Source organism: Pseudoclavibacter sp. JSM 162008 (assembly GCF_041366455.1).
In the GTDB taxonomy this organism is placed as follows: domain Bacteria; phylum Actinomycetota; class Actinomycetes; order Actinomycetales; family Microbacteriaceae; genus Pseudoclavibacter.
On sequence record NZ_JBEWYX010000019.1, the window covers coordinates 47359 to 70028 of the forward strand.

Here is a 22670-nt window from a genome sequence, read left to right on the forward strand (position 1 = left end):
ACAGGGTCGAGCCTAGACGGGTGTCAGCTCGGGTGAGCGACGCTTCACGTTCCGAGCGCGCGTGCGCTCGGTCGCGAGCGTCCGCAGCACACGCGTGCCGTCCGCCCACGTGCGCAGGTGGCTCTCCCCGTGGATGCGCCGCTTCTCGACACTCGGCACCTCGCGGATGCGCGCATCCGCCACAGCCATCCGGCAGTTGATGATCGTCTCGATCTCGAAGCCGTCACCCCAGAGCATGAGGTCCGGCTGCGAGGTACCTGGTTCCGGGAGGTCCAACACCGGCAGCATGTCGCGCCAGAACGCGTTGTAGCCGCAGCAGAGGTCGGAGAACTTCGTGCCGAAGGCGAGATTCGCCGTCAGGTTCAGCCCGGTGTTCCCCGCACGGCGCAGCGGGGTGATGTCCTCGCTGCCGCCTCCCGGCAGGAAACGCGTCCCCTTCGCGAAGTCGGCACCGCTGACGAGCGCGTCGACGAACAACGGAATCTCGATCGGGTCGGCCGAGCCATCAGCGTCGAACATGACGATGATGTCGCCCGTCGCCGCACTGAAGCCACAGGAGAGCGCGTTGCCCTTGCCTTTGCGGGTCTGAGTGATGAGCGACGCGTCCGGCCGAAGGCGGCGGACCACGTCCGCCGTCCCGTCGCTCGAGTTCGCGTCGACAACGATGACCTCGTGGCCGCGAGGCAGCTGCGGCAACATCACCTCTAGGTTCGAAGCCTCGTTTTTCGCCGGGATGACGACCGTCACCGTGGGCGCAGACGTACGTTCCATCAAGTTCCCCCAAACTTGTAGATGGTGACGCTCAGTTCCCCCTAAGCGTCGACGAGACTGACCCTAACAGTCGCATTGGTCCGGGCCAAGAAATGACGTCATGAGACCGTCTCGCGAGCGCTCCAGGCCTGATACGCAGTCAGATCTAGCTGAAAGACGACAGTTCCCGACTTCTCGAAGACCGGTTTCCAGTAGTCGGTTCGACCGAACGCGTCTCGCAGTTCCGCGAACTGAGATTCTGTCTGAAGTGCGTAGGCTTCGCCGAAGCCGCTCTGTGCTGGAGACCAGAGCGCGTAGACCGGCACGTCGGCCTCGAAGGGGCCGACGTGGCCTTCGAGCGACCGCGTGAGGTCGGCCACCTGAGCGTCCATCGATTCGCCAGGAGCAATCTGCTGCACTGGGAGCCCCAGCTCGAGACGCTCGATGAAGTCGACGTTCTCGTCGTTCGTTCGCGGTGACGTGGGGAGGTCCCCGTCGCCGAGCAGCAAGGTGATCGGCCCGTCTTTGGCTCCGTTGGAGTCGTGGGTCACGAGATTGATGGCCTCGATGTCACTCGGATCCACGTAGTGGATGCGGTCAAGCGCCGAATACGAGGGCAGCCAGCACATCGACAGCGCGAGGGTGAAGGCGACCAGCGTCGAACGCCTCGGCCAGCTCGAGTTGATGCCGAACGCGGCGACAGCCAGCCCCGCCAGCCATGGGATGCCGAAGAGGGCCGCTCGGAAGATGCCCTCCTGTCCGTACGGCGTCAGGACGAGGATGATGAGCCCCGTGGCAGTCGTCGCCGTCGCAGCCAGGCCGAGCGAGAGCGGTGGGCGGTCCTCGCGTTGCCGGCCGCGCCGCAGGACCGCGTCGAGCATCCGCTCGAGAATGACCCAGCCGGCCGCAGCGACCAGCAGCAGGATGCCGCCGACCAAGCCGTAGACCGACCACGAGACCTCGGGGATGCGCACGAGCGGTATCGACTCGACGGTGCGGGGCGGCAGGAAGTTGCCGGCGCGGCCGAACTCGTTGAAGTTCAGGAACGCGCTGACCGCACCCGAGTGCAGGAGGGTCCAGGCGATCGCCGGGACCAGTACCAGCGCGGGCAACCACCACGGTTTCACGACCCGGAAGGCCACGAGCACGGCGATCATGAGGCCCACGATGTACGGGCTCAGCTGATGCGTCATGGCGAGCGCACAGGAGACGGGCAGGATCATCGCGACCTTCGCGCGGGCCGAGGCTGACGACATGACGGCCGCGACGATCGCGAACGCGAAGCAGTAGCCGAGCGACTGCGGCGAGAAGTAGTCGGCGCCGATGGTGTCGACGAGCACGCAGAACCCGACGGCGATCCAGGCGGCGCGTGGGTCCCGCACGATGCGGCCCAGGAACTCGCGCAGGACGACGACGCGGATGAGGCCGATGATGAGCGGCCAGAACCGGGCGAAGGCGACGACGTCCTCCAGGCCACTCGCCTCGGCGACCCAGGCGATCGAGCTGAAGAAGCCGGGCCACCCGTTGTACACGCTGACGGAGGAGTCCGTCGTGTGCGAGGTGAGGATCTGGTTGACGAGGTCCACATGCTTCACGGTCGACGGTGAGCGCGGGCCCTCGTAGAGGAGCGCGGTGGTCAGCATGACGACGACCAGCAGCGAGATCGCCGAGACCGCGGAGCTGAGCTCGGTGGCCCGGCGGGAGCAGACGAGGCTCAGGAGCACGGCGAGGAAACCAACTGCCCACGGGAGCCCGAGCACGCGGAGGAAGCCACCGAACTGCGGTTCCACCGGGCCAGTGGCGACAACTGTGCCGATGCAGAGGGCCATGCCGAGGATCGCGGTGACCATCAGCACGATCGGGACGGCGCCGGGCGCGTCGGCGGCAGGCTGACCAGCGGCGCGACGAGCGCTCCACGATGTGTGCCTGGCCAGGTCGCGCCGCGCTCGGAACCACGCGACAGCTCCACTCACGGCTGCCGCGACGGCGAGTGCCGCCGCCGCGGGGGTGGGCACCCAGAGCGTGGTGGTCATCATGAGCATCGACCCGAGCACGAGCACCGTCGGGCCCGTCACGATCGTCAACGTCACGCGGGATTGCGCCGAGAAGCGGGCACCGTGGGCCCAGAACCCAGCCCCGAGTCCGATGAAGAGGAACGCCAGGCCCGCCCCGCCACGCACTTGGTCGAGGCCGAGCAGGAGACCCGCCAGGTAGACGAGCGCGGTGCCGACGGCGATGCACGCGAGCACTGACCGCATCGGGGCCGAGCGCTTGGCTCGGCGGAGCAGCAGCGCACTCGTCACGATCGGCGGAGCCCCGCCTGCCGTGTCCGGCTGGCCCACCTCGCTTTGGCGTAGAGCGCGGGGCCAGCCAGGTACCCGCGCACCTCCTCCCGCCACGCTCCGGCCGGCACCTCGACGCGGTCGAGCATCCGCTGCTCGGTGGCGGTGCGGATACTCGCCATTCGCGCGACCCCGGCGAAGAGACGGCTCACGATGTCGAGCGACGTCGCCGGGTTCGCCAGGTACTTCGTCAGGAATGCGGTGAGCCCCGTGCCGTAGCCGTGCAGCTGGCTTCGGAGCGCGTCGTCGTCGGCACGATGCTGGTGCCAGACGAGCGCGGCGGGTTCGTAGGCGATCGCGAAGCCGGCGCGCAGGACGCGCACGAAGATGTCGAGGTCCTCCCCACCCTTCGTCGTCGTGCCTGCGCCGAGCGCCTCGTCGAACTCGCCGACGCGATCGACGGCCTCGCGTGCGAGCGCGAGGTTGGCGCCGGTGCCGAAGATGCCGGCCGAATACGGGTAGAGGGGTGACCCGTCGTCGCGCCCCCTGAGGTCGTAGCGCTCGGAGGTCATGCGCCCCGACCACGACGGCGAGCGCGCATCGAAGTAGCCTTCGGCGTTCGTCTCGATGGCAGCGGTCGCGACCAGGCCGGTCACGCAGCCGATGCCCGGCTCGCTCCGGAACGCGCGGGCGATCTCGGTCAGCCAACCGGAGTCGACGAGGACGTCGTCGTCGGTGTACGCCAAGATCTCGCCGCGCGCCGCCGCAAGGCCGGCGTTGCGCGCCGCAGAGAGCCCCGGTCGCTCCTGGCGAAGGTACCGGAACCGGGAATCCAGGGCGCAGATCGCTGTCAAGAGCTCGCGAGTCTCCTCGGTCGAGGGTGCGTTGTCGACGACCAGCACCTCGAAGTCCGGGTAGTCCAGCGCCTGGATGCGGTCGAGGCAGCTGGTCAGCAGCTCCGTGTGGTCTCGCGTGCAGACGATGACGCTCGCGAACGGCGCATGGACGAGCGGTTCCGGCGCATCCGCGTTCACCGTCTCGCCGAAGGAGTCGACCGAGCGAACCCGGATCTCACGGGAAGAGACGGTGTCTGGGGCGGCGTCGAAATGCAGGTAGCCGAGCGGCCTGCCGTGCGCTCGCACAAGCACTCGTGTGCGGTGATGCCGCGAGCTCGCATGCCTCGGGCCCCGCAGCCCCTCGTTGTCGAACAGATCGAATTCACCGCACCAGATACCTGGCGCGGCGGAACGCGTCGCGTGTGTCATCCCGCCCCGACTCTCGTGAAACACGGCCCCCCGCCGCGAGCCACAGTCTAGTGGGGCGGTTCACTTCTCGCGCTATCATCACCCGGATGAGGATGCTCTACGTCGTCGAGTCGACGCCCACGATCGATGCCAGGACCGGTGACGGCAGCAGCCTGATTCCCTACCACGTTGCCCTCGCGATGCCCGCGCACGTGAGCCTGGAGATCGTCAGCTTCGCGGGTTCGAATGCGGTCGACGAGACATTGCGGGCGAGGGCGGATCGCGTTCACGAGCTCCCGCAGCGGGGCCTTCGAGACGCGCAGATGCTCTCACTCGTCGCTCGAGAATCCGTCGGCGCCGCCAGGCGAATGACGGCGAACGCACGACGTGTCGTGCGAGAGCTCTCCCGCACCGCTGATGCGACCCTCGTGCACGGGCCGCACCTCCTGTCGCTGCTGGATGCGGTCGTGGGGCCCTGCGCCTACCAGAGCGTCGACCCGTGGTCGTTCCGGCTGGAGATGGAAGCCGTCGCCGCCTCGGGGCCCCGCGCGCTCTACCGGCGGTCGCTGGCCAGAGCGCGCCTCGCGCGCGAGCGGGACCTGCCACGGCACATCGCGCTGGCAACGGTCAGCCGGGCCGACGCCGAACGCTGGCGAGCCGAGCTCGACCGCGACGTCGAGGCGATCCCCAACGGTGTCTCGGGTGGCCCCGGCCCTGGACAACGGCGAGTCGGGCGGCCGGAGCGCCCCACGCTGAGCTTCACGGGCAGCCTCGACTACGCCCCGAACCTCGAATCGGCGACCAGGCTCGTGCGCGAGATCGCCCCAGTCGTGTGGGCTGAGGAGCCCTCGGCGCGCATCCTCATCGCGGGCCGCAATCCGGTGGACGAGGTCCTCGCGCTCGCCTCCGACCGAGTCGAGGTGCTGGCCAACGTGCCGTCCATGTCCGAGGTCTACGCGGCGAGCGACATCGCGGTCTTCGCGGACGTCTCCGGACTGGGGATCCGAAACTCGGTCTCCGAGGCGCTCGCGGCGGGCACTCCGGTGGTCGCGACGCCGATCGCAGCCCGAGAGCAGCCGAAGCACGAGCTCCTCACGGTGGTGCCGGAGGCGGAGCCCATCGGCAGACGCACCATCGACCTGCTGAGGGCCGTCAGGGCGGTGCCGTGGTCCCAGCAGCGGGTCGGGGCGAGCGCGCCCATGCGGTCGTGGGAGGACGCGGCGGGGGAGTACCTGGCCCTCCTCGGCACCGCGAGTCGTTGATTCCCGAACTCAGCGCAAGCGCTCGTGGCCGGCGAGCCAGTCGAGCGCATGCTCCCACCGCATCACGTCTCGGTCGGCGGAGATGATCCGGTCGGCTGCGCCTCCCACCTCACCGTGCGCCTCGAGGCGATCCGCGAGCGTGGCGGCCGTGCGCGCCCAGGCGAGCAGCACGAACGCCTCGTCGAAGTGCAGTCCGTGCCGCTCGAGATGCTGCCTCAGCAGACGCCTGCCGTGGCCCCCGGGCTCCCACAGCTGATCGAACGCCGACCGCTGCGCATCCCGGGCGAACGCGCTTCGCGCGGACTCCGCGCAGTACTGCAGGTAGAAGACGAGGTCGTGCCCTGGCAGGCCGTGCTGGCGCGCCCGCTCCCAGTCGAGGACTCGCAGCCCGCCAGCTTCGGAGACGAGCACGTTGGGGTGACCGAGGTCGCCGTGCTCGAAGACGGCGGGCATGGGGCGCACGCGCACGCCGGCGAGTGCATCGTGGGTGCGCTCGACGAGGCGGGTGAGAGACGCGCGGCCGCTGAGCGCGGCGAGTCGGCCGAGCGGGGTCTCGACGAGCTCGTCGTACCAGCCGGAGTTCTCGGCTGCCGCTCGCGTGCGCGGCATCGCCTCGATGAACCGCATCCCGACCGTCACGGCCAGATCGTGATCGCGTTCGACCGCCCCCGGGTCGAGGGCGGTCCCGTCGAGCGCCTCGCGAAGCAGGTAGCAGGTCGAGCCGATCGTCGCGAAGCGCTCAACACGCGCAATGGAGCTCGCGAGCTCGGGCGCGGCACTCCGGAGCGCCATCAGCATGTGGCCCTCACGCTGGATTCCTGAATCGTCCCCAGGCTGACGGGGGATCTTCGCGACCCACGAGCCGGCACCCACGGCGCCCTCGTGCAGCGCGACCACATGCCTCGAGGTGTCGAAGCGAGGCGTGATGATGACGGGATGCGCGTCGCCGAAGATCGGATGCGGCGCGCGCGACCGGCGCACCACGACGTAGCCCTGACGCGCGAACAGCCAGTGCGCGTGCATCCTGGCGCCGAGACGTGCGCCGAGCGACAGCAGGCGCCGCTTCAGCGATCCGTCGTGCCGTGCAAGCGTCGCGTCGAGCGCCGGGGCGTCGTGCATCGGCACGAAACGGGCCGTGCGGCTGAGGTCTGGGGCGCTCCAGTGGGCGACGGCGAACGCTCCGGGAATGCGTCTGGCCCGTCGCAGCGCGCGACGGAGCGGAGCCGTCGCGGGGCTCTGGAGCGGAGTCCCGCCGACTTCGATGCACAGGACGCCGCCGTCCGAGAGCGCGGCGACGCCCCTCGCGATGTCCATCGGAGACGAGGAGACGCTGAAGACGAGGTCGAAGGCGCCATCGTCGGCGGTCCCCATCCGGCCGACCGCGCGGACATCCGGCTGCAGCAGACGAAGCGCGGCGAGCGCCTCGGGGGAGAGATCACCGACGTAGCCGAGGTGGGCGGGCTCGAGCACGCCGGTCAGGAACCGCCAGTCGTTGCGGCGCCACGCGTGGAGGAGCGGCTCATGCGGGTCAACCGTCACGTGGTGCGAACCAGCTCTCGCACGTCGGTCGCCACCGCGAGCGGTGAGCGCGTGGCGTCCAGCACCGTCGCACGTTCGCAGCGCCTCGCGAAGGCGAGGTACCGCTGGCGCTGACGCTCGAGCGGGTCCGGCCCGAACTCACCGGCACGGCTCCAGAGCACACCGCTCGGCGCGTCCAGGATGAGCACTCGGTCGAGGGTCGGCATGAGGCGCGAGCTCGCGCTCCGGAGCAGTCGGCCGCCGAGCGACGGGTCGTCGGAACCCAGGTGACGTGCTCGTTCGCAACACGGTCGAGCACGACCGTGCGACCGCGGTACCGGTGCCATCTGGCGGCGCCGGCGCCACGGATGAGTCGGCCGAGGCGGAGCGCGAGGCCGCCCCCTGGCACGCGCTCGAGCACGTTCCATCTCGTGCGGGTCCACAGGCCCAGGTGCGCGCTGCGCACGCCAGGCTCGTGCGCGACGAGGCCAGAGATGACCGTCGACTTCCCTGATCCGTCTGGTCCGAGCACAGCAATGATCCGCCCTCGCGGCATGGCGATTCCCCCAAATCGGGCGCCGCTGCGGCGCCTCCCCCGCAGCCAGACTAGTGGCCGGATCGCTGCACTCGACTTCGTCGACGGGCCGTTTTCGCGTATCTTCGCTAGTCGTTCACGTTCTCGACAGCAACCCTGAGAAGGTCGTGCATCCATACGGGGAGGCACGTCGCTTCCAGAAGGAGTCACCGCCGATGTCCGACCTGACCTTTCAGCTCATCGCTCTAGCGATCTACTTCGCCGCCATGGTGGGCATCGGGATCTACGCCTTCCGCCAGACCAAGGACCACGAGGACTACATGCTGGGCGGGCGCAGTCTGAGCCCTGGGACAGCGGCTTTGAGCGCTGGCGCCTCGGACATGTCCGGATGGCTCATGATGGGTCTGCCCGGCGCCATCTTCGTCTCCGGTCTCTTCGAGGCCTGGATCGGCATCGGCCTCCTCATCGGCGCCTACCTCAACTGGCGTTTCGTGGCTCCACGCCTGCGCGCTTACACGGAGGTCGCCAGCAACTCCATCACGGTCCCGAGTTACTTCGAGAACCGCCTGCACGACAAGTCGCGCGCGTTGCGCATCGCCAGCGGCATCGTGATCCTGGTCTTCTTCACGTTCTACATCTCCTCTGGCATGGTCGCAGGCGGCGTGTTCTTCGAGAGCAGCTTCAGCGGCGACTACCTGACGGGCATGCTGCTCGTGGCCGGTGTCACACTCGCCTACACCCTCTTCGGCGGCTTCCTCGGCGCGACGTTCACTGACGTCGTCCAGGGCATGATGATGCTGTTGGCTCTCATCGCCATCCCAGTGGTCGCGATCATCTCGCTCGGCGGCTTCGGCGGTGTCAGCGAGGCCATCGTCGCCTCGGGCGTCGACCACACGGGCCTCATCCCCGAAGAGCTGAGCTGGCCCGTCATCATCGGAATCATCTCGGCCCTCGGCTGGGGCCTCGGCTACGTCGGGCAGCCGCACATCATCGTGCGCTTCATGGCGCTGCGCGATTCGCATTCAGCGACCGCCGGTCGTCGCATCGGCATCTCGTGGATGTTCCTCTCGCTCCTCGGCGCAGTCACAGCCGGGCTCGTAGCGGTCGCCTACGTGCAGGAGAACGGCGTCGATGTCGCAGACCCCGAGACGGTCGTCCTCCTCATGGCGCAGGTCCTCTTCCACCCGCTGGTCAGCGGGTTCATCCTCGCCGCGGTGCTCGCAGCGATCATGAGCACCATCTCGAGCCAGCTCATCGTCTGCTCTTCTGCGCTCGTCGAAGACCTCTTCATGGTGGTCGCCAAGAAGAAGCCAAGCGCGAAGACCCTGGTGCTCGCGGGCCGCGGCGCCGTCCTCGGTGTCGCCCTCGTCGCGGGTCTGCTCGCCATCAACCCGTCCGACTCGATCCTCGCGCTCGTGGGCTTCGCCTGGGCTGGCTTCGGCGCCGCGTTCGGCCCGATCATCCTGCTCAGCCTCTACTGGAAGAAGCTCACCAACTGGGGTGCGCTGGCGGGCATGGTCGCCGGTGCCGCGACGGTCTTCATCTGGTCAGCGCTCGGCACCGACCTGTACGAGATCATCCCGGGCTTCATCCTGAACCTCGTCGTCTCGGTCGTCGTCAGCCTGCTGACGCACAAGCCGGGAAGCGCGACTGACGTCGACGTTGAGCGTGAGTTCGCCGAGACCGGTGCCCTCGCGATCGTCAAGCCGCAGAAGTAGAGGTTCCGGGGCCCGGCGCGGTCGGTGCGGTCTCAGAGGCGGGGCGTGCGCGGAGGCTCTGTGCGGCGCTCGCCCGTCGCCTCGAAGGCCGCGGCGAGCCGGAGCAGCGCGGTGTCGTCGTAGGCGCGGCCAGCGAAGGTGAGGCCGACCGGCATCCCGATGTCGGCCATCGTGCCCATGGGCACGGTCACGGTCGGGATGCCGAGATGGCGGATCGCGAGGTTGCCGTTCGCGACCCACACGCCGTTGCGCCAGCCGAGGTCCGCTGAGGCCTCGTCGACGTCCATGTCGGCCGGCCCCACATCGGCCACCGCCGGGAAGGCGACGGCATCGAGGCGCTGCGCGAGCAGCCACTCCTCGAGGTCGATGCGCCGGGTCTCCTCCAGACCGCGAACGCCGGCGGCAAGCTCCGGGATGTCGGTGAACGAGGCGACCGGATGCTCGCGCACGTGCTCGGGGTACGTCGCGATGTCGTCGTCGAAGCCCGTGTAACGGTCGGGAAGGGCGCCGTCGGGGTGCGGGAAGATGCGTTCGCCGTCCACCTGGGTGAGCGAGCTCAGCTTCGGGTCGCCGTTGGCGGCGAGGAAGTCGTCCCAGCCCCATGCCGAGAGGTCCACGATCTCGCGCTTCAGGTACTCGGGGGAGACGAGGCCGCGCGTGGAGATCTTCGGGGCCCCGGGTCGGTCGCCCTCGTAGTTGGACACGACGGGGAAGTCGACCTCCACGACGGTCGCCCCCGCGGCTTCGAGGTCGGCGCGCGCGGCCTCCCAGAGTTCGACGATGGATCGACGCGTATCGATCTTCTGCCCTGTCGGTCCTCCGATGCCCGGCTCGTCGGCCGTGCCAGCGTCTGGATCCGCGTTGATGTACATGCGGGGAACCCCGATGCGGGTGCCGGCGAGCGTCGCGCGAGCATCCGCCTGGTTGGAGGGCAGCAGCGCCGCGTACGAGGCGGGTCGCACCTCGGAGGTGCGGGGGATGCGCACCCAGGGCTGTGCTCGCCAGAAGTCTCCGCGGGTCTCGTGGTCGTCGGCGACGACGACGTCGAGCACCTCGAGGAGATCGGCCATCGATCTCGTGTGGGGCACGACGACGTCCATGGTCGGGACCAGCGGCCAGTTGCCGCGCACCGAGATGACGCCGCGCGAGGGAGTGTAGGCGCACAGGGCGTTGTTCGACGCGGGCGCCCGTCCGCTCGACCAGGTCTCCTCTCCGAGACCGAAGGCCGCGAAGCTGGCCGCCGTCGCCGTGCCGGATCCGTTCGACGAGCCCGACCCGAAGGCGCTCGTCAGGAACTGACCGTTGTACGGGCTCTCGGCTCGGCCGTACTCGCCGCGCTGCATGCCGCCGTTGGCCATCGGCGGCATGTTCGTGAGGCCGAGGCAGATCGCGCCGCCGCCCCGGAGGCGCTCGATCGTGAACGCGTCCCGTTGCGCGACGAGGTCCGCGAACGCGGGGCTGCCGGATGCCGCGGTCAGGCCCTCGACGAGGTAGCTGTCCTTCGCCGTATATGGGATGCCGTCGAGGGGGCCGAGCAGCTCGCCGGCTGCGCGACGTGCATCCGAGGCTCGAGCCTCGTCCAGCGCCGCTGGGTTGCTGACGACGACGGAGTTGAGCGTGGGACCCGCCGCGTCGTAGGCCGCGATGCGGGCGAGGTACGCCTCGACGAGTTCTCCGCTCGTGACCTCGCCGCGCTCCAGAGCGGCGCGCAGCTGCGCGATGCCCGCCTCGACGACGTCGAAGCTCATCGCGGGCCCCCGTTGGTGCTCGGGACGCTGCGGCTCGGCTGCTGCTGCGTGATGCAGTGGATGCCGCCGCCGCGCGCGAACAGCTCGCGGGCGTCGACCGAGACGACCGTGCGCCCCGGGTAGACGGACTCGAGTACCTCGCGCGCCCGTGCATCCGCCGCCCCGTCGTCGAAGCCGCAGGCGACGACGCCGTCGTTCGTAACGAGGTGGTTGACGTAGCTCCAGTCGACGAAGCCGTCTTCGTCGCGCAGGGTGCTCGGGGCGGGGATGCCGACGATCTCGAGCTCGCGGCCGGCAGCGTCGCGCTGACCCGCGAGATGCTCGCGCAACTCGGCGACCACGGCGTGGTCTGGATGCTCGGGGTCCTGTTGCTCGTGCAGCAGCAGGGTGCCGGGAGCGGTGAGCGTCGCGACGATGTCGACGTGGCCGTTCGTGCCGAACTCGTCGTAGTCGCGGGTGAGGCCGCGCGGCAGCCAGATCGTGCGCGTCGCGCCGAGCGTCCGGGCGAACTCGGCCTCGACGCGTGTCTTGTCGGCGAGCGGATTCCGGCGTGGGTCGAGCTGCACCGTTTCCGTCGCGAGGACCGTGCCTGCGCCGTCGACGTGGATGCCGCCGCCCTCGTTCACGAGGAGCGAGCTCACGAGCTCCGCGCCGCTCGCTTCCGCCACGATGCGGCCGATGCCAGCTGACTTCTGCCACTCGGCCCAGGCAGGCGCACCCCAGCCGTTGAAGATCCAGTCGACGGCGCCGAGCACGCCCGGCCGTTCGTCGTCGGTGACGAACGTGGGGCCGATGTCGCGCATCCAGAACTCGTCGAGTGGTGCTTCGAGGATCTCGATCTCCTCGCCGAGCATGCGGCGCGCGCGAGAGAGCGCGCTCGGGTCGACGACCATCGTCACGGGTTCGAAGCGCGCGACGGCGTGGGCGACCGCGGTCCAGGCGGCGTACCCGGCCTCGCGCTGCCCGTCGGTGTCGCCGAGCGTGATTCCCTCGCGGGGGAAGGCCATCCACGTGCGATCGTGCGGCGCCGTCTCGGCGGGCATCTTCCAGGCCATGTCCGGGTCCTCCAGGTTTCGGTGCGACACTTGTTGATCAACTGATCAACAAGTGCTCGAAGAGTACGTAGACTCGAGACATCGTGTCAAGAGCCACCAGGAAGCCAGCCGCCGAGCGCCGCGCCGACATCACCGCCGCCGCGACCGCCCTCGCGCTCGAAGAGGGGCTCGCCGGGGTCACCATGCGGGCTGTCGCCAACCGCATCGGCGTCGCGCCTGCGCTCGTGGCGCACTACGAGCCCAACATGGACGAGCTCGTCACCTCGACGTTCCGGGCCATCGTCGGCGGTGAGCTCGACGAGCTCGAGGTCGAGCTCGCGCCCGTGGGCTCCGCCTCCGCCAGGCTCGACCTGCTGGTCGCGACGCTCCTCGACGGCAGCCGCGACGCCGTCACCCACGTCTGGGTCGACGGATGGTCGATCGGGCGCCGCAACGAGACGCTTGCCGAGGGCGTGCGTGCCGAGATGGACAGGTGGCACGACGCCATCACTCGCATCCTCGTCGCTGGCAGTGCGACAGGGGAGTTCCGCGTCCGCGAGCCTGACGCAGTCGCGTGGCAGATCCTGGGCATGATCGACGGCCTCAATGCCCACGCGCTCGTCCGCTGGGGGCGGGACGCAGATCGCCCCGACCTGCTTCGTTCAGTGCTTGATGCGATACTCAGAGTTGAAACCGCCCAAAACCCTACAGAAACGACTAGTCTAAAGCGTGACTTCTAGCAATTCTTCCGTTCAGACCGAGGCCGAGGCTCCCTCCGAAGAGGCCCAGGCCGCGCCTACATTCGCCGATCTCGGTCTTGACGGGCCCGTCCTCAAGGTCCTCAGCGACGTCGGTTACGAGACCCCGTCCGCCATCCAGGCCGCGACGATCCCCACCCTCCTCGAAGGCCGCGACGTCGTCGGCCTCGCCCAGACAGGAACCGGCAAGACCGCCGCGTTCGCCCTCCCCATCCTCGCCCAGCTCGATGTCGACCAGAAGACGCCCCAGGCGCTTGTGCTCGCCCCGACCCGCGAGCTCGCCCTCCAGGTGTGCGAGGCGTTCGAGAAGTACGCGGCGCGCATGCGCGGCGTGCACGTCCTCCCCATCTACGGCGGCCAGGGCTACGGTGTCCAGCTCTCCGCGCTCCGACGCGGCGTGCACATCGTCGTCGGAACACCCGGCCGCATCATGGACCACCTCTCCAAGGGCACGCTCGACCTGAGCGAACTCAAGTTCCTCGTGCTCGACGAGGCTGACGAGATGCTCAAGATGGGCTTCGCTGAGGATGTCGAGACGATCCTCGCCGACACCCCGGACACCAAGCAGGTCGCGCTCTTCTCCGCGACCATGCCGTCGCAGATCCGTCGCATCTCGAAGAAGTACCTCAACGAGCCCGCCGAGATCACGGTCAAGACGAAGACCACGACCTCGTCGACGATCACGCAGCGCTACCTCATCGTGTCGTATGCGCAGAAGGTCGACGCGCTCACGCGCATCCTCGAGGTCGAGAACTTCGAGGGCATGATCATCTTCGTCCGCACGAAGAACGAGACCGAAGGCCTTGCCGAGAAGCTCCGCGCACGCGGATACTCGGCGGCCGCCATCAACGGCGACGTCGCCCAGGTGCAGCGCGAGCGCACGGTCAACCAGCTGAAGTCGGGCAAGCTCGACATCCTCGTCGCCACCGACGTCGCGGCCCGTGGCCTCGACGTGGAGCGCATCAGCCACGTCGTGAACTTCGACATCCCGACCGACACCGAGTCGTACGTGCACCGCATCGGCCGCACAGGCCGCGCGGGGCGCACCGGTGACGCGATCAGCTTCATCACGCCTCGCGAGCGCTACCTGCTCGGCCAGATCGAGAAGGCCACCAAGCAGGAGCTCACGCAGATGCAGCTCCCCAGCGTCGACGACGTCAACACGACGCGCCTCACGCGCTTCGACGACGCCATCAGCGAGGCGCTCACGCAGAGCGACCGTGTCGAGAAGTTCCGCGACATCATCGACCACTACGTGCGCAACCACAACGTGCCGGAATCCGACGTCGCAGCAGCGCTCGCGATCGTCGCCCAGGGCGAGACGCCGCTGCTGCTCGACGCAGAGGCTGAGCGCAAGGAGCGCTTCGAGCGCAACCAGCGCGAGCAGGCTGAGCGCAAGGAGCGTCGCGAGCGCGAAGGCGGCGGCGACAGCCGTGGCGGTTCGCGCGGCGACAGCCGTGGTGGCGGAGAGCGCGCACCGCGTCGCTCGCGCTCGAGCGGCAAGCCCATGGCCATGTACCGCCTCGCGGTCGGCAAGCGCCACAAGGTGGAGCCCCGCCAGATCGTCGGCGCGCTCGCCAACGAGGGCGGACTGAGCCGCGACGACTTCGGCGCGATCGACATCCGCCCGGGCTTCTCGCTCGTCGAGCTGCCAGCCGACCTGTCGAACGACGTGCTCGACAAGCTCACCGGCACGCGCATCTCGGGCAAGCTCATCGAGCTGACGCCAGACCGCGGCCCGTCGCGCGACTCGGGTGACCGCCCGTACAAGAAGCGCTACGACAGCTAGCTCACCGTCGCAGGCACACGGGAAATGCACCTTCGTCTTCGGACGAGGGTGCATTTTTCGTGTGCCTGTGGATGCGCGGGGGCCCGCTGGCGAGGCTCGCTAGAGTGGGCGTGCGCGACGACGCGCCATCCACTCAGCCAAGGAGCATCGTGCCAGAACCAACCACGGCCTCTTCCCCTCGAACCTTCTCTGACGACTTCGTCTGGGGGTCTGCCACAGCCTCGTACCAGATCGAGGGCGGCGCGGCGGAGGGCGGGAGGACACCGTCCATCTGGGACACGTTCTCGCACACGCCGGGCAAGGTGGAGGGCGGCGACACGGGCGACGTCGCCATCGACCACTTCCACCGGTGGCGCGACGACGTCGAGATCATCAAAGAGATGGGTCTGGATGCGTACCGCTTCTCGATCTCCTGGTCGCGGGTGCAGCCGGGCGGCTCCGGCGAGTTCAACGAGGAGGGCATCCGCTTCTACTCGGACCTTCTCGACGCACTCGTGGCGGCCGGTGTGAAGCCCGTCGCCACGCTCTACCACTGGGACCTGCCGCAGGAGCTCGAGGACGAGGGCGGCTGGGCGAACCGGAACACGTCGTACGCGTTCGCGGAGTACGCGGCGCGCATGGCCGCCGAGTTCGGCGACCGAGTGCACACGTGGTCGACCCTCAACGAGCCGTTCTGCACGGCCTACCTCGGGTACGCGTCCGGCGTCCACGCCCCGGGTCGCACCGAGCCAGCAGCGGCACTCGCAGCCTGCCACCACCTGAATCTCGCGCACGGCCTCGCGACCCGCGCCATCCGTCAGACCGTCGGCGAGGACGCAGTCGTCTCCGTGACGCTCAACTTCCATGTCATCCGCCCGGACGACCCCGAATCGGCGGACGACCTCGACGCGGTCCGCCAGATCGACGCGCTCTCCAACCGCGTCTTCCTCGGCCCCATGCTCTCCGGACACTACGACGATGACCTCATCCACGACACACGTCACGTGACCGACTGGTCGTTTGTGCTCCCTGGCGACACGCAGCTCATCCACCAGCGCATCGACGTGCTCGGCGTCAACTACTACACGACGTTCCGCGTCAAGAAGTACCTGGGCGTGGGGGAGCGCTCGCGCAACGACGGCCACGGCGAGTCCGCCGCGAGCCCATGGGTGGGCGTCACCGACATCGACTTCGTCGACCAGGGCGCGCCATACACCTCCATGGGGTGGAGCATCTTCCCGGATGGCCTCACCGAGCTGCTGGTCTCGCTCACCGAGCGGTACCCCGGCCAGGCGCTCATGGTCACCGAGAACGGTGCGGCGTTTCCCGACGTCGTCGGCGAGGACGGGCTCGTGCACGACCCGGAACGCGTCGCCTACTACCGCGACCATATCGCGGCGATCGCTGACGCCATCGACGCCGGCGCCGACGTGCGCGGCTACTTCGCCTGGTCGCTCTTCGACAACTTCGAGTGGGCGTTCGGCTACAACATGCGCTTCGGCATCCTGCGCGTCGACTACGACACGCTCGAGCGCACGTGGAAGGACTCCGGCCGCTGGTACCAGCAGCTCATCGCGACCCGCACCCTGCCAGCGGTCGGTGCATGAGCGCGGTCGAACTCGTCATCTTCGACTGCGACGGCGTGCTCGTCGACAGTGAGGTGCTCGCGGTCCGCATCGAGCGGGAGATGCTCGCGGAACTCGGGTGGGAGCTCACGCAGGACGAGCACGTCGAGAGGTTCCTCGGCACCTCGCAGGCGACCTTCGAGCGGAAGCTGCAGGAGGGCCTCGGCCGGCCCGTGCCGGAGGGATGGTTCGAGCTGCAGCGGGAGACGCTCTTCCGGGCATTCGACACCGAGCTGACGGCCGTGAGCGGCCTGCCGGACGCACTCGGCGTCATCCAGGACGAGCTCAGGCTCACGACCTGCGTCGCCTCCAGCGGCGACCACGCGAAGCTCAGCAAGACGCTCGGGCACACGGGCCTCCACCCGCGCTTCGAAGGGCGCATCTTCAGCGCGACCGAGGTCCAGCACGCAAAACCGGCGCCCGACCTGTTCCTGCATGCCGCCGATCGCATGGGCGTCGACCCGGCGAAGTGCGTCGTCGTCGAGGACAGCAGGTACGGCGTGCAGGCGGCGGTGGCGGCCGGGATGCACGCCTACGGCTTCGCCGGCGGGCTCACGCCGCGCGCCTGGCTCGAGGATGCCGGCGCCGAGACCTTCGACACGATGGTCGAGCTGCCTGAGCGCATCCGGAGCCGCCAGGGGCAGCGCGTGACGGCTGACACCATCTGAACGAACGCAGGAAGCGGGCTGCTCGATGAGCAGCCCGCTTCCCGTGTGCAGCGTGGAACCTACGCGGTGAGCGAGTCCACGTACTCCTGGTTCTCGGAGATCCACTGCTCGACCATCGGCGCGTAGTCGTCCGTGTCGTTCTCGTTGAACATCAGGTTCTCGAGCGAGTACAGCTGCTCGGAATCCATCTTGAAGTTCTGGAGCCAGCCGGCGACCGTCGGGTGCGTCTCCTGGAAGTCAGCCTTGCTGTACGAGTGGATGCCCTCGGAGTCGCCCAGGAGGCCCTGCGGGTCCTCGAGGTCGCGCACGGGGAACGCGTCGTAGGCCCAGTGTGGACGCCACAGCGTGACGACGATGTTCTCGCCGTTGTTCGTCGCCGTCTGGAGCTCGGTGAGCATGGCAGCGGTGGACGAGGTCTGGTAGTTCATTCCCTCGAGGCCGTAGCCGGGGATGACGTCGTCCTGCGTGACGCGCGTGAGGCCTGCGCCCGGCTCGATGCCGATGATGGTGTTGCCGAACTGGTCGGCTGCCCCGGCGAGCTCGTCGAGCGAGGTGATGGGGGAGTCCTCGTTGACGGCGATGGTCAGCGACGCCTCGTCGTTCCACGCACCGAGGTCGACGATGTCATCGCCGTACTCCTCGACGTAGTCGGAGTGCGTGATGGGGAGCCACGTGTCGAGCGTCACGTCGTAGTCGCCGGTGGAGAGGCCGGAGAACACGGGAGCGGGGTCCGCGTACTCGAGCTCCACGTCGTAGCCCTTCTCCGTGAGGATCGCCTTCCACAGCTCGGAAGCGGCGATGCCCTCGTCCCAGCCGTTGAACACGGCGATCGTGACATCTGCCTGGTCGCCGTTCTCGAGCGTCTCGGCGGCGGTGTCGCCGGAGCATCCGGTGAGGGCGAGTGCCGCAGCGGATGCCGCTGCGATCCCGGTGATGATTCGTTTCTTGGTACGCATGTGCGTCCTTTCGTTTCTGGTTTGGGGAATGGAAGTCGTGGGGCGGGTCAGGCGGAGGTGGTGATCGGGGCCCTGGTCGGCATGGAGTGCGTCGCAACGGCTTCACCGTCGCCCGCGGCCTCATGCTGCTGGGTGCGCTTCGAGCGGAGGAACGACGGCACGCGCCGCTTCTGCCCGGCGAAGGCGGCCGTCACTCGGTCGAGGAACATGGCGAGGATCACGACCGCGATGCCCGCCTCGAATCCGAGCGCGACGTCGATGCGGTTGAGGCTCTGCACGACCTGCGCACCGAGCCCGCCCGCGCCGACCATGCCGGCGATGACGACCATCGAGAGCGCGAGCATGATGATCTGGTTGACGCCGGCCATGATGGAGGGCATCGCGAGGGGCAGCTGGATCTGACGCAGGATGCGGCCGGGGGTCGCGCCGAACGCGCGCCCTGCCTCGACCACTTCCTTGTCGACCCCGCGGATGCCCAGCTCCGTCATGCGCACACCAGGAGCCATGGCGAAGATGATGGTCGCCACGATGCCGGGCACGACGCCGACGCGGAACAGGATGAGTGCCGGGATCAGGTACACGAACGCCGGCATGGTCTGCATGAAGTCGAGGACCGGCTTGATGGCGTTCGATGCTGCGTCGGACTTCGCGGCCCAGATGCCGAGCGGGATGCTGAAGAGAATCGCCAGCAGGCTCGCGACCAGCACGAGCGCGAGCGTCGTCATGGCGTTCTCCCACTGGTCGACGCCCACGATGATGAGGAAGCCGATGAGGCTCCCGACTGCGAGCTTCCAGCCCTTGGCGAAGAACGCGATCGCTGCGACGACGATGAGGATCGCCCAGAACGGCGGGGTCTCCAGCACCCAGTAGACGCCCTCGTACATGCCCTGGAAGATGGTGCGGATCACGGCGAAGAAACCGTCGAGGGCAGTCGTCAGCCAGTCGACGACCGCCTCTGCGCCCTCACCGAGGGGCAGTCGGAACGTGGCGGGCAGGGTCGTGAGCGCGGTGGCGGCGATCATGCGTGGCTCCCTTCGAGCGTCTCTGCGATATCCGCCGGGCTGACGCTCGAGACGGGGTCGATGATCGGGAGCAGGCCCGTCGTGCTTGGAACGTTCGCGAGCGAGGCGAGGATCGTGACGCGAGGCACGACGCCCAGGAGCCGCTGGTTCTCGTCGACGACCGCGATCGGCAGCGTCGAGTCGACCGACAGCTCGAACAGGTCCGAGAGCGGCGTCTCGGGGGAGACCATGGCGATGTCGCGCTTGATGGCGCTTACGAGGTCGGGCTGGCCGTCCTTCACGAGGCGCATGACGTGGCGGTCGATGACGGCGCCCTCGAGCTTGCGGCCGGTGGACGTGATGAACGCCCCGCCGGTCTGCGTGTCGCGCATGACGCGGAGCGCACCACGGGGGCCGGCGCTCTGCGGGACGACGGCGCGGGCGGGCTCCATGACGCTGCCAGCGGTGAGCACACGCGCCCGGTCCACATCCTGCACGAACTGCGCGACGTAGTCGTTTGCCGGGTCCGTGAGGATGTCTTCCGGCGTCCCGATCTGCACGATCGCGCCGTCGCGCATCACGGCGATCCGGTCGCCGAGGAACATCGCCTCGTTGAGGTCGTGCGTGATGAAGATGATGGTCTTGCCGAGCTCTGCCTGCAGCTCGACGAGCTCTTCCTGCATCTCGCGACGGATGAGCGGGTCGAGTGCGCTGAACGCCTCGTCCATGAGCAGGATGTCGGTCTCGGCTGTGAGCGCGCGGGCGATGCCGACGCGCTGCTGCATGCCTCCGGACAGCTCGGACGGCAGCGAGTCGGCCCACTGGCCGAGGCTCACGCGGTCGAGGACCTTGCGGGCGCGTTCGAGGCGCTCTGCGCGGGGCACGCCCTGCACCTCGAGACCGAAGGCGGCGTTCTCGAGCACGGTGCGGTGCGGGAAGAGCGCGAAGTGCTGGAACACCATGGAGACGTGGTTCTGGCGCACGCTGCGCACCTCGGCGGCGTCGGCCGTCGCGAGGTCGGTGCCGTGGATGACGATGCTGCCGGCGGTCGGCTCGAGCAGGCCGTTGAGCGTGCGGATGAGGGTGGACTTGCCCGAGCCGGAGAGGCCCATGACGACGAAGATCTCGCTCTGCTTGACGTCGAAGGTGGCGTCGATGACTGCCGCGGTGACCCCGGGGCCGAGTTCTGATCTCGGCGTTCCGGAGCTCAGTCGCTTCGCGGCTTCCTTGGGCTTGCGCCCGAAGACCTTCGTGAGGCCCTTCACAGACACAGCTGTGTCGTTCACGCGTTCTCCCTGCGGTAGATGGATCGGACGCGAAAGATCGCTGCGGTTCGCGACGCTGCCTCGCATGACGAGGCGGTCGCTGAGGCGGCGGGTACCGGGCACGGACTGCGCCAGATTGTCGATTGGGCGCGGTCATCGCCCCGGGCGCGCGCTGCCGATCGAGATTGCCTCACAGAGGCAGCGGATAAAGCGCACCGGGTTGGTCTTTCGCGGGGAATCGCGGCGCCGAACCGGTGTGGCGGCGATTACTCCGAGAGTCAACGCTAGCAAGGTGCCTTCCCCGGGTAACGCCTGAGAGGGTTGATTTTCCGCCAAACTCGGCCCGTTTGCCAGGTCTCGACCCAGCGTCTCGCCCATGCCTGCGCGGATCGGAGCACCAGGCATGATAGTTACCGGAGCGTTACATCAGGGGCGGCGAAAGCGCTAAACATCCGCCCAACTCGGCCTGACAAGATGAGCGGATGAGCGAACGAGCGCAGAACCCGCCCGTCACCGGCACCCCAAAACGTGCATCCGAGGGGCTCAAGCTCCTGCACCTGTTCGCCGCACTTCTGGTCGTGTGCAGCGCGACCGTCCTCTTTGCGTTCGAGAACAACCTCGGCTACCTGCCGCTCGCCGCCGGAATCGCCCTCGGGTTCGTCGCAGATCGTGGCCTCGGCCGCGACCTGCTGCTCATCGGAATCGGCATGGGCATCATTAGCCTCCACTCGATGAAAGCCGACATCTCGTGGGGCAACATCTTCGTGATGGGCACAGTGCTTTCGCTCGCCGTGGCGGTGCCATACGCCATCTCGAGGTGGGTCTACAAGGATCACGCCGTCCGGTTCCCGCTGCGCCGCGGCACCCCCTGGTCAAGGCTCGAGAAGCTCTGGCTCGGCCTCGTCCTGGTCCTCGGCTGGCTCATCCTGCCGTTCTACTTCATCACCTCAGGCGTCTACCAGAACTGGCCGGCCGTCACGACCGCGTCCGAGATCGGGCGCCTCTTCGTCGGCGTCGGCTTCGTCGGCATCTGGGACGAGCTGTTCTTCATCTGCACGGTCTTCACGCTGCTCCTTCGCCACTTCCCGTTCTGGGTCGCCAACGTGCTGCAGTCGATCGTCTTCGTGTCCTTCCTCTGGGAGCTCGGCTACCAGTCATGGGGGCCGCTGCTCACCCTGCCGTTCGCGCTCATCCAGGGCTGGATCTTCACGAAGACCAAGTCGCTCACGTACGTCATCTGCGTGCACCTGCTCTTCGACCTCGTCGTGTTCCTCGTCATCGTCCACGCCCACCACCCCGCCTGGCTGCCGATCTTCCTGTACTAGCGCGCCCCCGCATTCCCGCCCCCGTCGCTGCCACCCCGCCACATCCCCACCCCCACCTCCACCTCCACCTCCACCTCCGTCCCCACCTCCATCCTCACCCCCATCCCCATCCCCACCTCCATCGCTGCCAGTCAAGTGGCCCTTATCGGGGCGGCAGAAGGGCCCCTTGACTGGCAGCGCTTGGGGAGCGGAGGCGCGAAAGGGCACAATGGCTGGCAGTGATCGATCGGCCCAGGGCCTACAGGGCGAGGGCAGAGCGCCACTCGGTGGTCAGAAACCCTGTGGATGTGGTCCTCTCCACAGGTGCGGGGCGCGCTTCGTACGGTGGGCGCCAGCGAATTTATCGTCGCTGCATGCGCACACCTCGACCCCTGCCGGAGAACCTCACGACGAGCGAGGGCTTCTCGACCGCACAAGCCGTCGACAACGGAGTCTCCCGGAAGCGGATGAGGGCGCGCGACCTCGTCGCATCACATCACGGCATCCGAGTATCCGCTCGGGATCTCAGCCCGTGTGACCTCGACGAGAGCTTTGCACGGGCGGGGCTTGGGGAAGGGCAGGCGCTCGCAGACGTGTCGGGAGCGCGCTGGTGGGGCCTCCCGCTGCCAAGAGCCCTGGAGGATGAGATGGTGACACACGTCGCAGTCGCACAGCCGGCGCATCCGCCAACTGGCAAGCGGATACGCGGGTATCGACTCGACGTGAGGCGCTTCGAGACGTCCGAGCACAGAGGAGTGCTGACGCTGTCTCCGGCCACGCTGCTCGCGCAGCTCGCGGGGCGGCTCGATCTGACGCGGACGGTGGTGTTCGCGGATGCGCTGCGCACGTCGTTCGAGTGCTATCCGGGTCGAAGCCCCCTCGCGCCGATGCACTCACTCGGGGAGCTCCGCAAGGTGGCGAAACGCTGGAAGGGACGGCCAGGGGCCGCGAATCTCCGAGCAGCGCTTGAGCTCTCGCGGGAGGGATCGGAGTCGCCCAAGGAGACCGTGCTGCGGTTGCTGATCCTTTGGGCCGGGTTTCCCGAGCCGACGATGCAGCACAGGCTCTCCGTGCCCGGCTACGGCAAAGCGCGTATCGACCTCGCCTATGATGGCGCTCATCGAAATTCCCCAGAGTTGCTCATCGGAATTCCTCAGGTCGCGTGGTCAGGTTAGCGCAGGTTCGTGCCGGTCGTGACGCGGCGGAGTTCGTCTGCGGCGGTGGCGTGGTGGCG

General features: G+C 68.4%; 19 protein-coding genes. 9 read left to right on the top strand and 10 right to left on the bottom strand.

Annotated elements, in window-relative coordinates:
• Nucleotides 1–12 precede the first annotated feature (12 nt).
• The 3 genes from ABVF28_RS14565 to ABVF28_RS14575 form a co-directional block, all read right to left on the bottom strand.
• A complete protein-coding gene (locus tag ABVF28_RS14565; protein ID WP_371031035.1) occupies nt 13–771 on the bottom strand; it encodes a glycosyltransferase family 2 protein in 759 nt (252 codons plus the stop codon).
• A gap of 98 nt (nt 772–869) precedes the next feature.
• On the bottom strand, nt 870–3053 hold the full coding sequence (locus ABVF28_RS14570; protein ID WP_371031036.1) for a hypothetical protein: 2184 nt from the start codon (nt 3051–3053) through the stop codon (nt 870–872).
• Nucleotides 3050–4297, bottom strand: a complete 1248-nt coding sequence (locus tag ABVF28_RS14575) for a glycosyltransferase family 2 protein (protein WP_371031037.1) — start codon at nt 4295–4297, stop codon at nt 3050–3052. The genes ABVF28_RS14570 and ABVF28_RS14575 overlap by 4 nt, the downstream gene beginning before the upstream one ends.
• An 86-nt stretch (nt 4298–4383) precedes the next feature.
• Here ABVF28_RS14575 and ABVF28_RS14580 point away from each other — a divergent pair, with 86 nt between their 5' ends.
• Nucleotides 4384–5538 carry a glycosyltransferase gene (locus ABVF28_RS14580; protein ID WP_371031038.1) on the top strand — a complete coding sequence of 385 codons (1155 nt, stop codon included), beginning with the start codon at nt 4384–4386 and terminating at the stop codon, nt 5536–5538.
• Nucleotides 5539–5547: 9 nt separating this feature from the next.
• Here ABVF28_RS14580 and ABVF28_RS14585 read toward each other — a convergent pair whose 3' ends face one another.
• Nucleotides 5548–7077 carry an aminoglycoside phosphotransferase family protein gene (locus ABVF28_RS14585; RefSeq protein ID WP_371031039.1) on the bottom strand — a complete coding sequence of 510 codons (1530 nt, stop codon included), beginning with the start codon at nt 7075–7077 and terminating at the stop codon, nt 5548–5550.
• A complete protein-coding gene (locus ABVF28_RS14590; RefSeq protein WP_371031040.1) occupies nt 7074–7283 on the bottom strand; it encodes a hypothetical protein in 210 nt (69 codons plus the stop codon). The genes ABVF28_RS14585 and ABVF28_RS14590 overlap by 4 nt, the downstream gene beginning before the upstream one ends.
• Nucleotides 7284–7348: 65 nt before the next feature.
• Here ABVF28_RS14590 and ABVF28_RS14595 point away from each other — a divergent pair, with 65 nt between their 5' ends.
• Both ABVF28_RS14595 and putP read left to right on the top strand, forming a co-directional pair.
• A complete protein-coding gene (locus ABVF28_RS14595; protein ID WP_371031041.1) occupies nt 7349–7570 on the top strand; it encodes a hypothetical protein in 222 nt (73 codons plus the stop codon).
• Nucleotides 7571–7806: 236 nt separating this feature from the next.
• Complete coding sequence (gene putP / locus ABVF28_RS14600; RefSeq protein ID WP_371031042.1) at nt 7807–9309, top strand: sodium/proline symporter PutP; 1503 nt, start codon at nt 7807–7809, stop codon at nt 9307–9309.
• Between the two features lie 32 nt (nt 9310–9341).
• On the opposite strand, the gene ABVF28_RS14605 is transcribed toward putP, so the two are convergent.
• Entirely contained in the window at nt 9342–11057 is a 1716-nt protein-coding gene (locus ABVF28_RS14605; RefSeq protein ID WP_371031043.1) for an amidase, read from the bottom strand.
• Nucleotides 11054–12112 carry an agmatine/peptidylarginine deiminase gene (locus tag ABVF28_RS14610; protein ID WP_371031044.1) on the bottom strand — a complete coding sequence of 353 codons (1059 nt, stop codon included), beginning with the start codon at nt 12110–12112 and terminating at the stop codon, nt 11054–11056. The genes ABVF28_RS14605 and ABVF28_RS14610 overlap by 4 nt, the downstream gene beginning before the upstream one ends.
• A gap of 83 nt (nt 12113–12195) precedes the next feature.
• On the opposite strand from ABVF28_RS14610, the gene ABVF28_RS14615 reads away from it, so the two are divergent.
• The 4 genes from ABVF28_RS14615 (at nt 12196) to ABVF28_RS14630 (ending at nt 16910) form a co-directional block, all read left to right on the top strand.
• Nucleotides 12196–12831 carry a TetR/AcrR family transcriptional regulator gene (locus ABVF28_RS14615; RefSeq protein WP_371031045.1) on the top strand — a complete coding sequence of 212 codons (636 nt, stop codon included), beginning with the start codon at nt 12196–12198 and terminating at the stop codon, nt 12829–12831.
• On the top strand, nt 12821–14638 hold the full coding sequence (locus ABVF28_RS14620; protein WP_104311051.1) for a DEAD/DEAH box helicase: 1818 nt from the start codon (nt 12821–12823) through the stop codon (nt 14636–14638). Before ABVF28_RS14615 ends, ABVF28_RS14620 begins: the two co-directional genes overlap by 11 nt.
• Before the next feature lie 71 nt (nt 14639–14709).
• The gene (locus ABVF28_RS14625) at nt 14710–16224 is read left to right on the top strand and encodes a GH1 family beta-glucosidase (protein WP_371031046.1); all 1515 of its coding nucleotides are present in this window, start codon (nt 14710–14712) and stop codon (nt 16222–16224) included.
• Nucleotides 16221–16910 carry an HAD family hydrolase gene (locus ABVF28_RS14630; RefSeq protein WP_371031047.1) on the top strand — a complete coding sequence of 230 codons (690 nt, stop codon included), beginning with the start codon at nt 16221–16223 and terminating at the stop codon, nt 16908–16910. Before ABVF28_RS14625 ends, ABVF28_RS14630 begins: the two co-directional genes overlap by 4 nt.
• Nucleotides 16911–16969: 59 nt before the next feature.
• On the opposite strand, the gene ABVF28_RS14635 is transcribed toward ABVF28_RS14630, so the two are convergent.
• The 3 genes from ABVF28_RS14635 to ABVF28_RS14645 are packed head-to-tail and all read right to left on the bottom strand — an operon-like array spanning nt 16970 to nt 20153.
• Complete coding sequence (locus tag ABVF28_RS14635) at nt 16970–17866, bottom strand: glycine betaine ABC transporter substrate-binding protein (RefSeq protein ID WP_371031048.1); 897 nt, start codon at nt 17864–17866, stop codon at nt 16970–16972.
• A 47-nt stretch (nt 17867–17913) separates the two neighbouring features.
• A complete protein-coding gene (locus tag ABVF28_RS14640) occupies nt 17914–18888 on the bottom strand; it encodes a proline/glycine betaine ABC transporter permease (protein WP_211892046.1) in 975 nt (324 codons plus the stop codon).
• Complete coding sequence (locus tag ABVF28_RS14645; RefSeq protein ID WP_371031049.1) at nt 18885–20153, bottom strand: glycine betaine/L-proline ABC transporter ATP-binding protein; 1269 nt, start codon at nt 20151–20153, stop codon at nt 18885–18887. Before ABVF28_RS14645 ends, ABVF28_RS14640 begins: the two co-directional genes overlap by 4 nt.
• Nucleotides 20154–20614: 461 nt before the next feature.
• On the opposite strand from ABVF28_RS14645, the gene ABVF28_RS14650 reads away from it, so the two are divergent.
• Nucleotides 20615–21457: a CPBP family intramembrane glutamic endopeptidase gene (locus ABVF28_RS14650; RefSeq protein ID WP_257023081.1), complete on the top strand. Its 843-nt coding sequence runs from the start codon at nt 20615–20617 to the stop codon at nt 21455–21457.
• 218 nt (nt 21458–21675) lie between these two features.
• A complete protein-coding gene (locus ABVF28_RS14655; RefSeq protein WP_371031050.1) occupies nt 21676–22611 on the top strand; it encodes a hypothetical protein in 936 nt (311 codons plus the stop codon).
• Nucleotides 22612–22670: the final 59 nt, after the last annotated feature.

What these genes read in the sequence shown, in the direction of transcription:
- ABVF28_RS14565 (WP_371031035.1), bottom strand. Translation starts at nt 771, where the DNA reads ATGGAACGTACGTCTGCGCCCACGGTGACGGTCGTCATCCCGGCGAAA.
- ABVF28_RS14575 (WP_371031037.1), bottom strand. Translation starts at nt 4,297, where the DNA reads ATGACACACGCGACGCGTTCCGCCGCGCCAGGTATCTGGTGCGGTGAA.
- ABVF28_RS14580 (WP_371031038.1), top strand. Translation starts at nt 4,384, where the DNA reads ATGAGGATGCTCTACGTCGTCGAGTCGACGCCCACGATCGATGCCAGG.
- ABVF28_RS14590 (WP_371031040.1), bottom strand. Translation starts at nt 7,283, where the DNA reads ATGCCGACCCTCGACCGAGTGCTCATCCTGGACGCGCCGAGCGGTGTG.
- putP (WP_371031042.1), top strand. Translation starts at nt 7,807, where the DNA reads ATGTCCGACCTGACCTTTCAGCTCATCGCTCTAGCGATCTACTTCGCC.
- ABVF28_RS14605 (WP_371031043.1), bottom strand. Translation starts at nt 11,057, where the DNA reads ATGAGCTTCGACGTCGTCGAGGCGGGCATCGCGCAGCTGCGCGCCGCT.
- ABVF28_RS14610 (WP_371031044.1), bottom strand. Translation starts at nt 12,112, where the DNA reads ATGGCCTGGAAGATGCCCGCCGAGACGGCGCCGCACGATCGCACGTGG.
- ABVF28_RS14625 (WP_371031046.1), top strand. Translation starts at nt 14,710, where the DNA reads ATGCGCGGGGGCCCGCTGGCGAGGCTCGCTAGAGTGGGCGTGCGCGAC.
- ABVF28_RS14630 (WP_371031047.1), top strand. Translation starts at nt 16,221, where the DNA reads ATGAGCGCGGTCGAACTCGTCATCTTCGACTGCGACGGCGTGCTCGTC.
- ABVF28_RS14635 (WP_371031048.1), bottom strand. Translation starts at nt 17,866, where the DNA reads ATGCGTACCAAGAAACGAATCATCACCGGGATCGCAGCGGCATCCGCT.
- ABVF28_RS14640 (WP_211892046.1), bottom strand. Translation starts at nt 18,888, where the DNA reads ATGATCGCCGCCACCGCGCTCACGACCCTGCCCGCCACGTTCCGACTG.
- ABVF28_RS14650 (WP_257023081.1), top strand. Translation starts at nt 20,615, where the DNA reads ATGAGCGAACGAGCGCAGAACCCGCCCGTCACCGGCACCCCAAAACGT.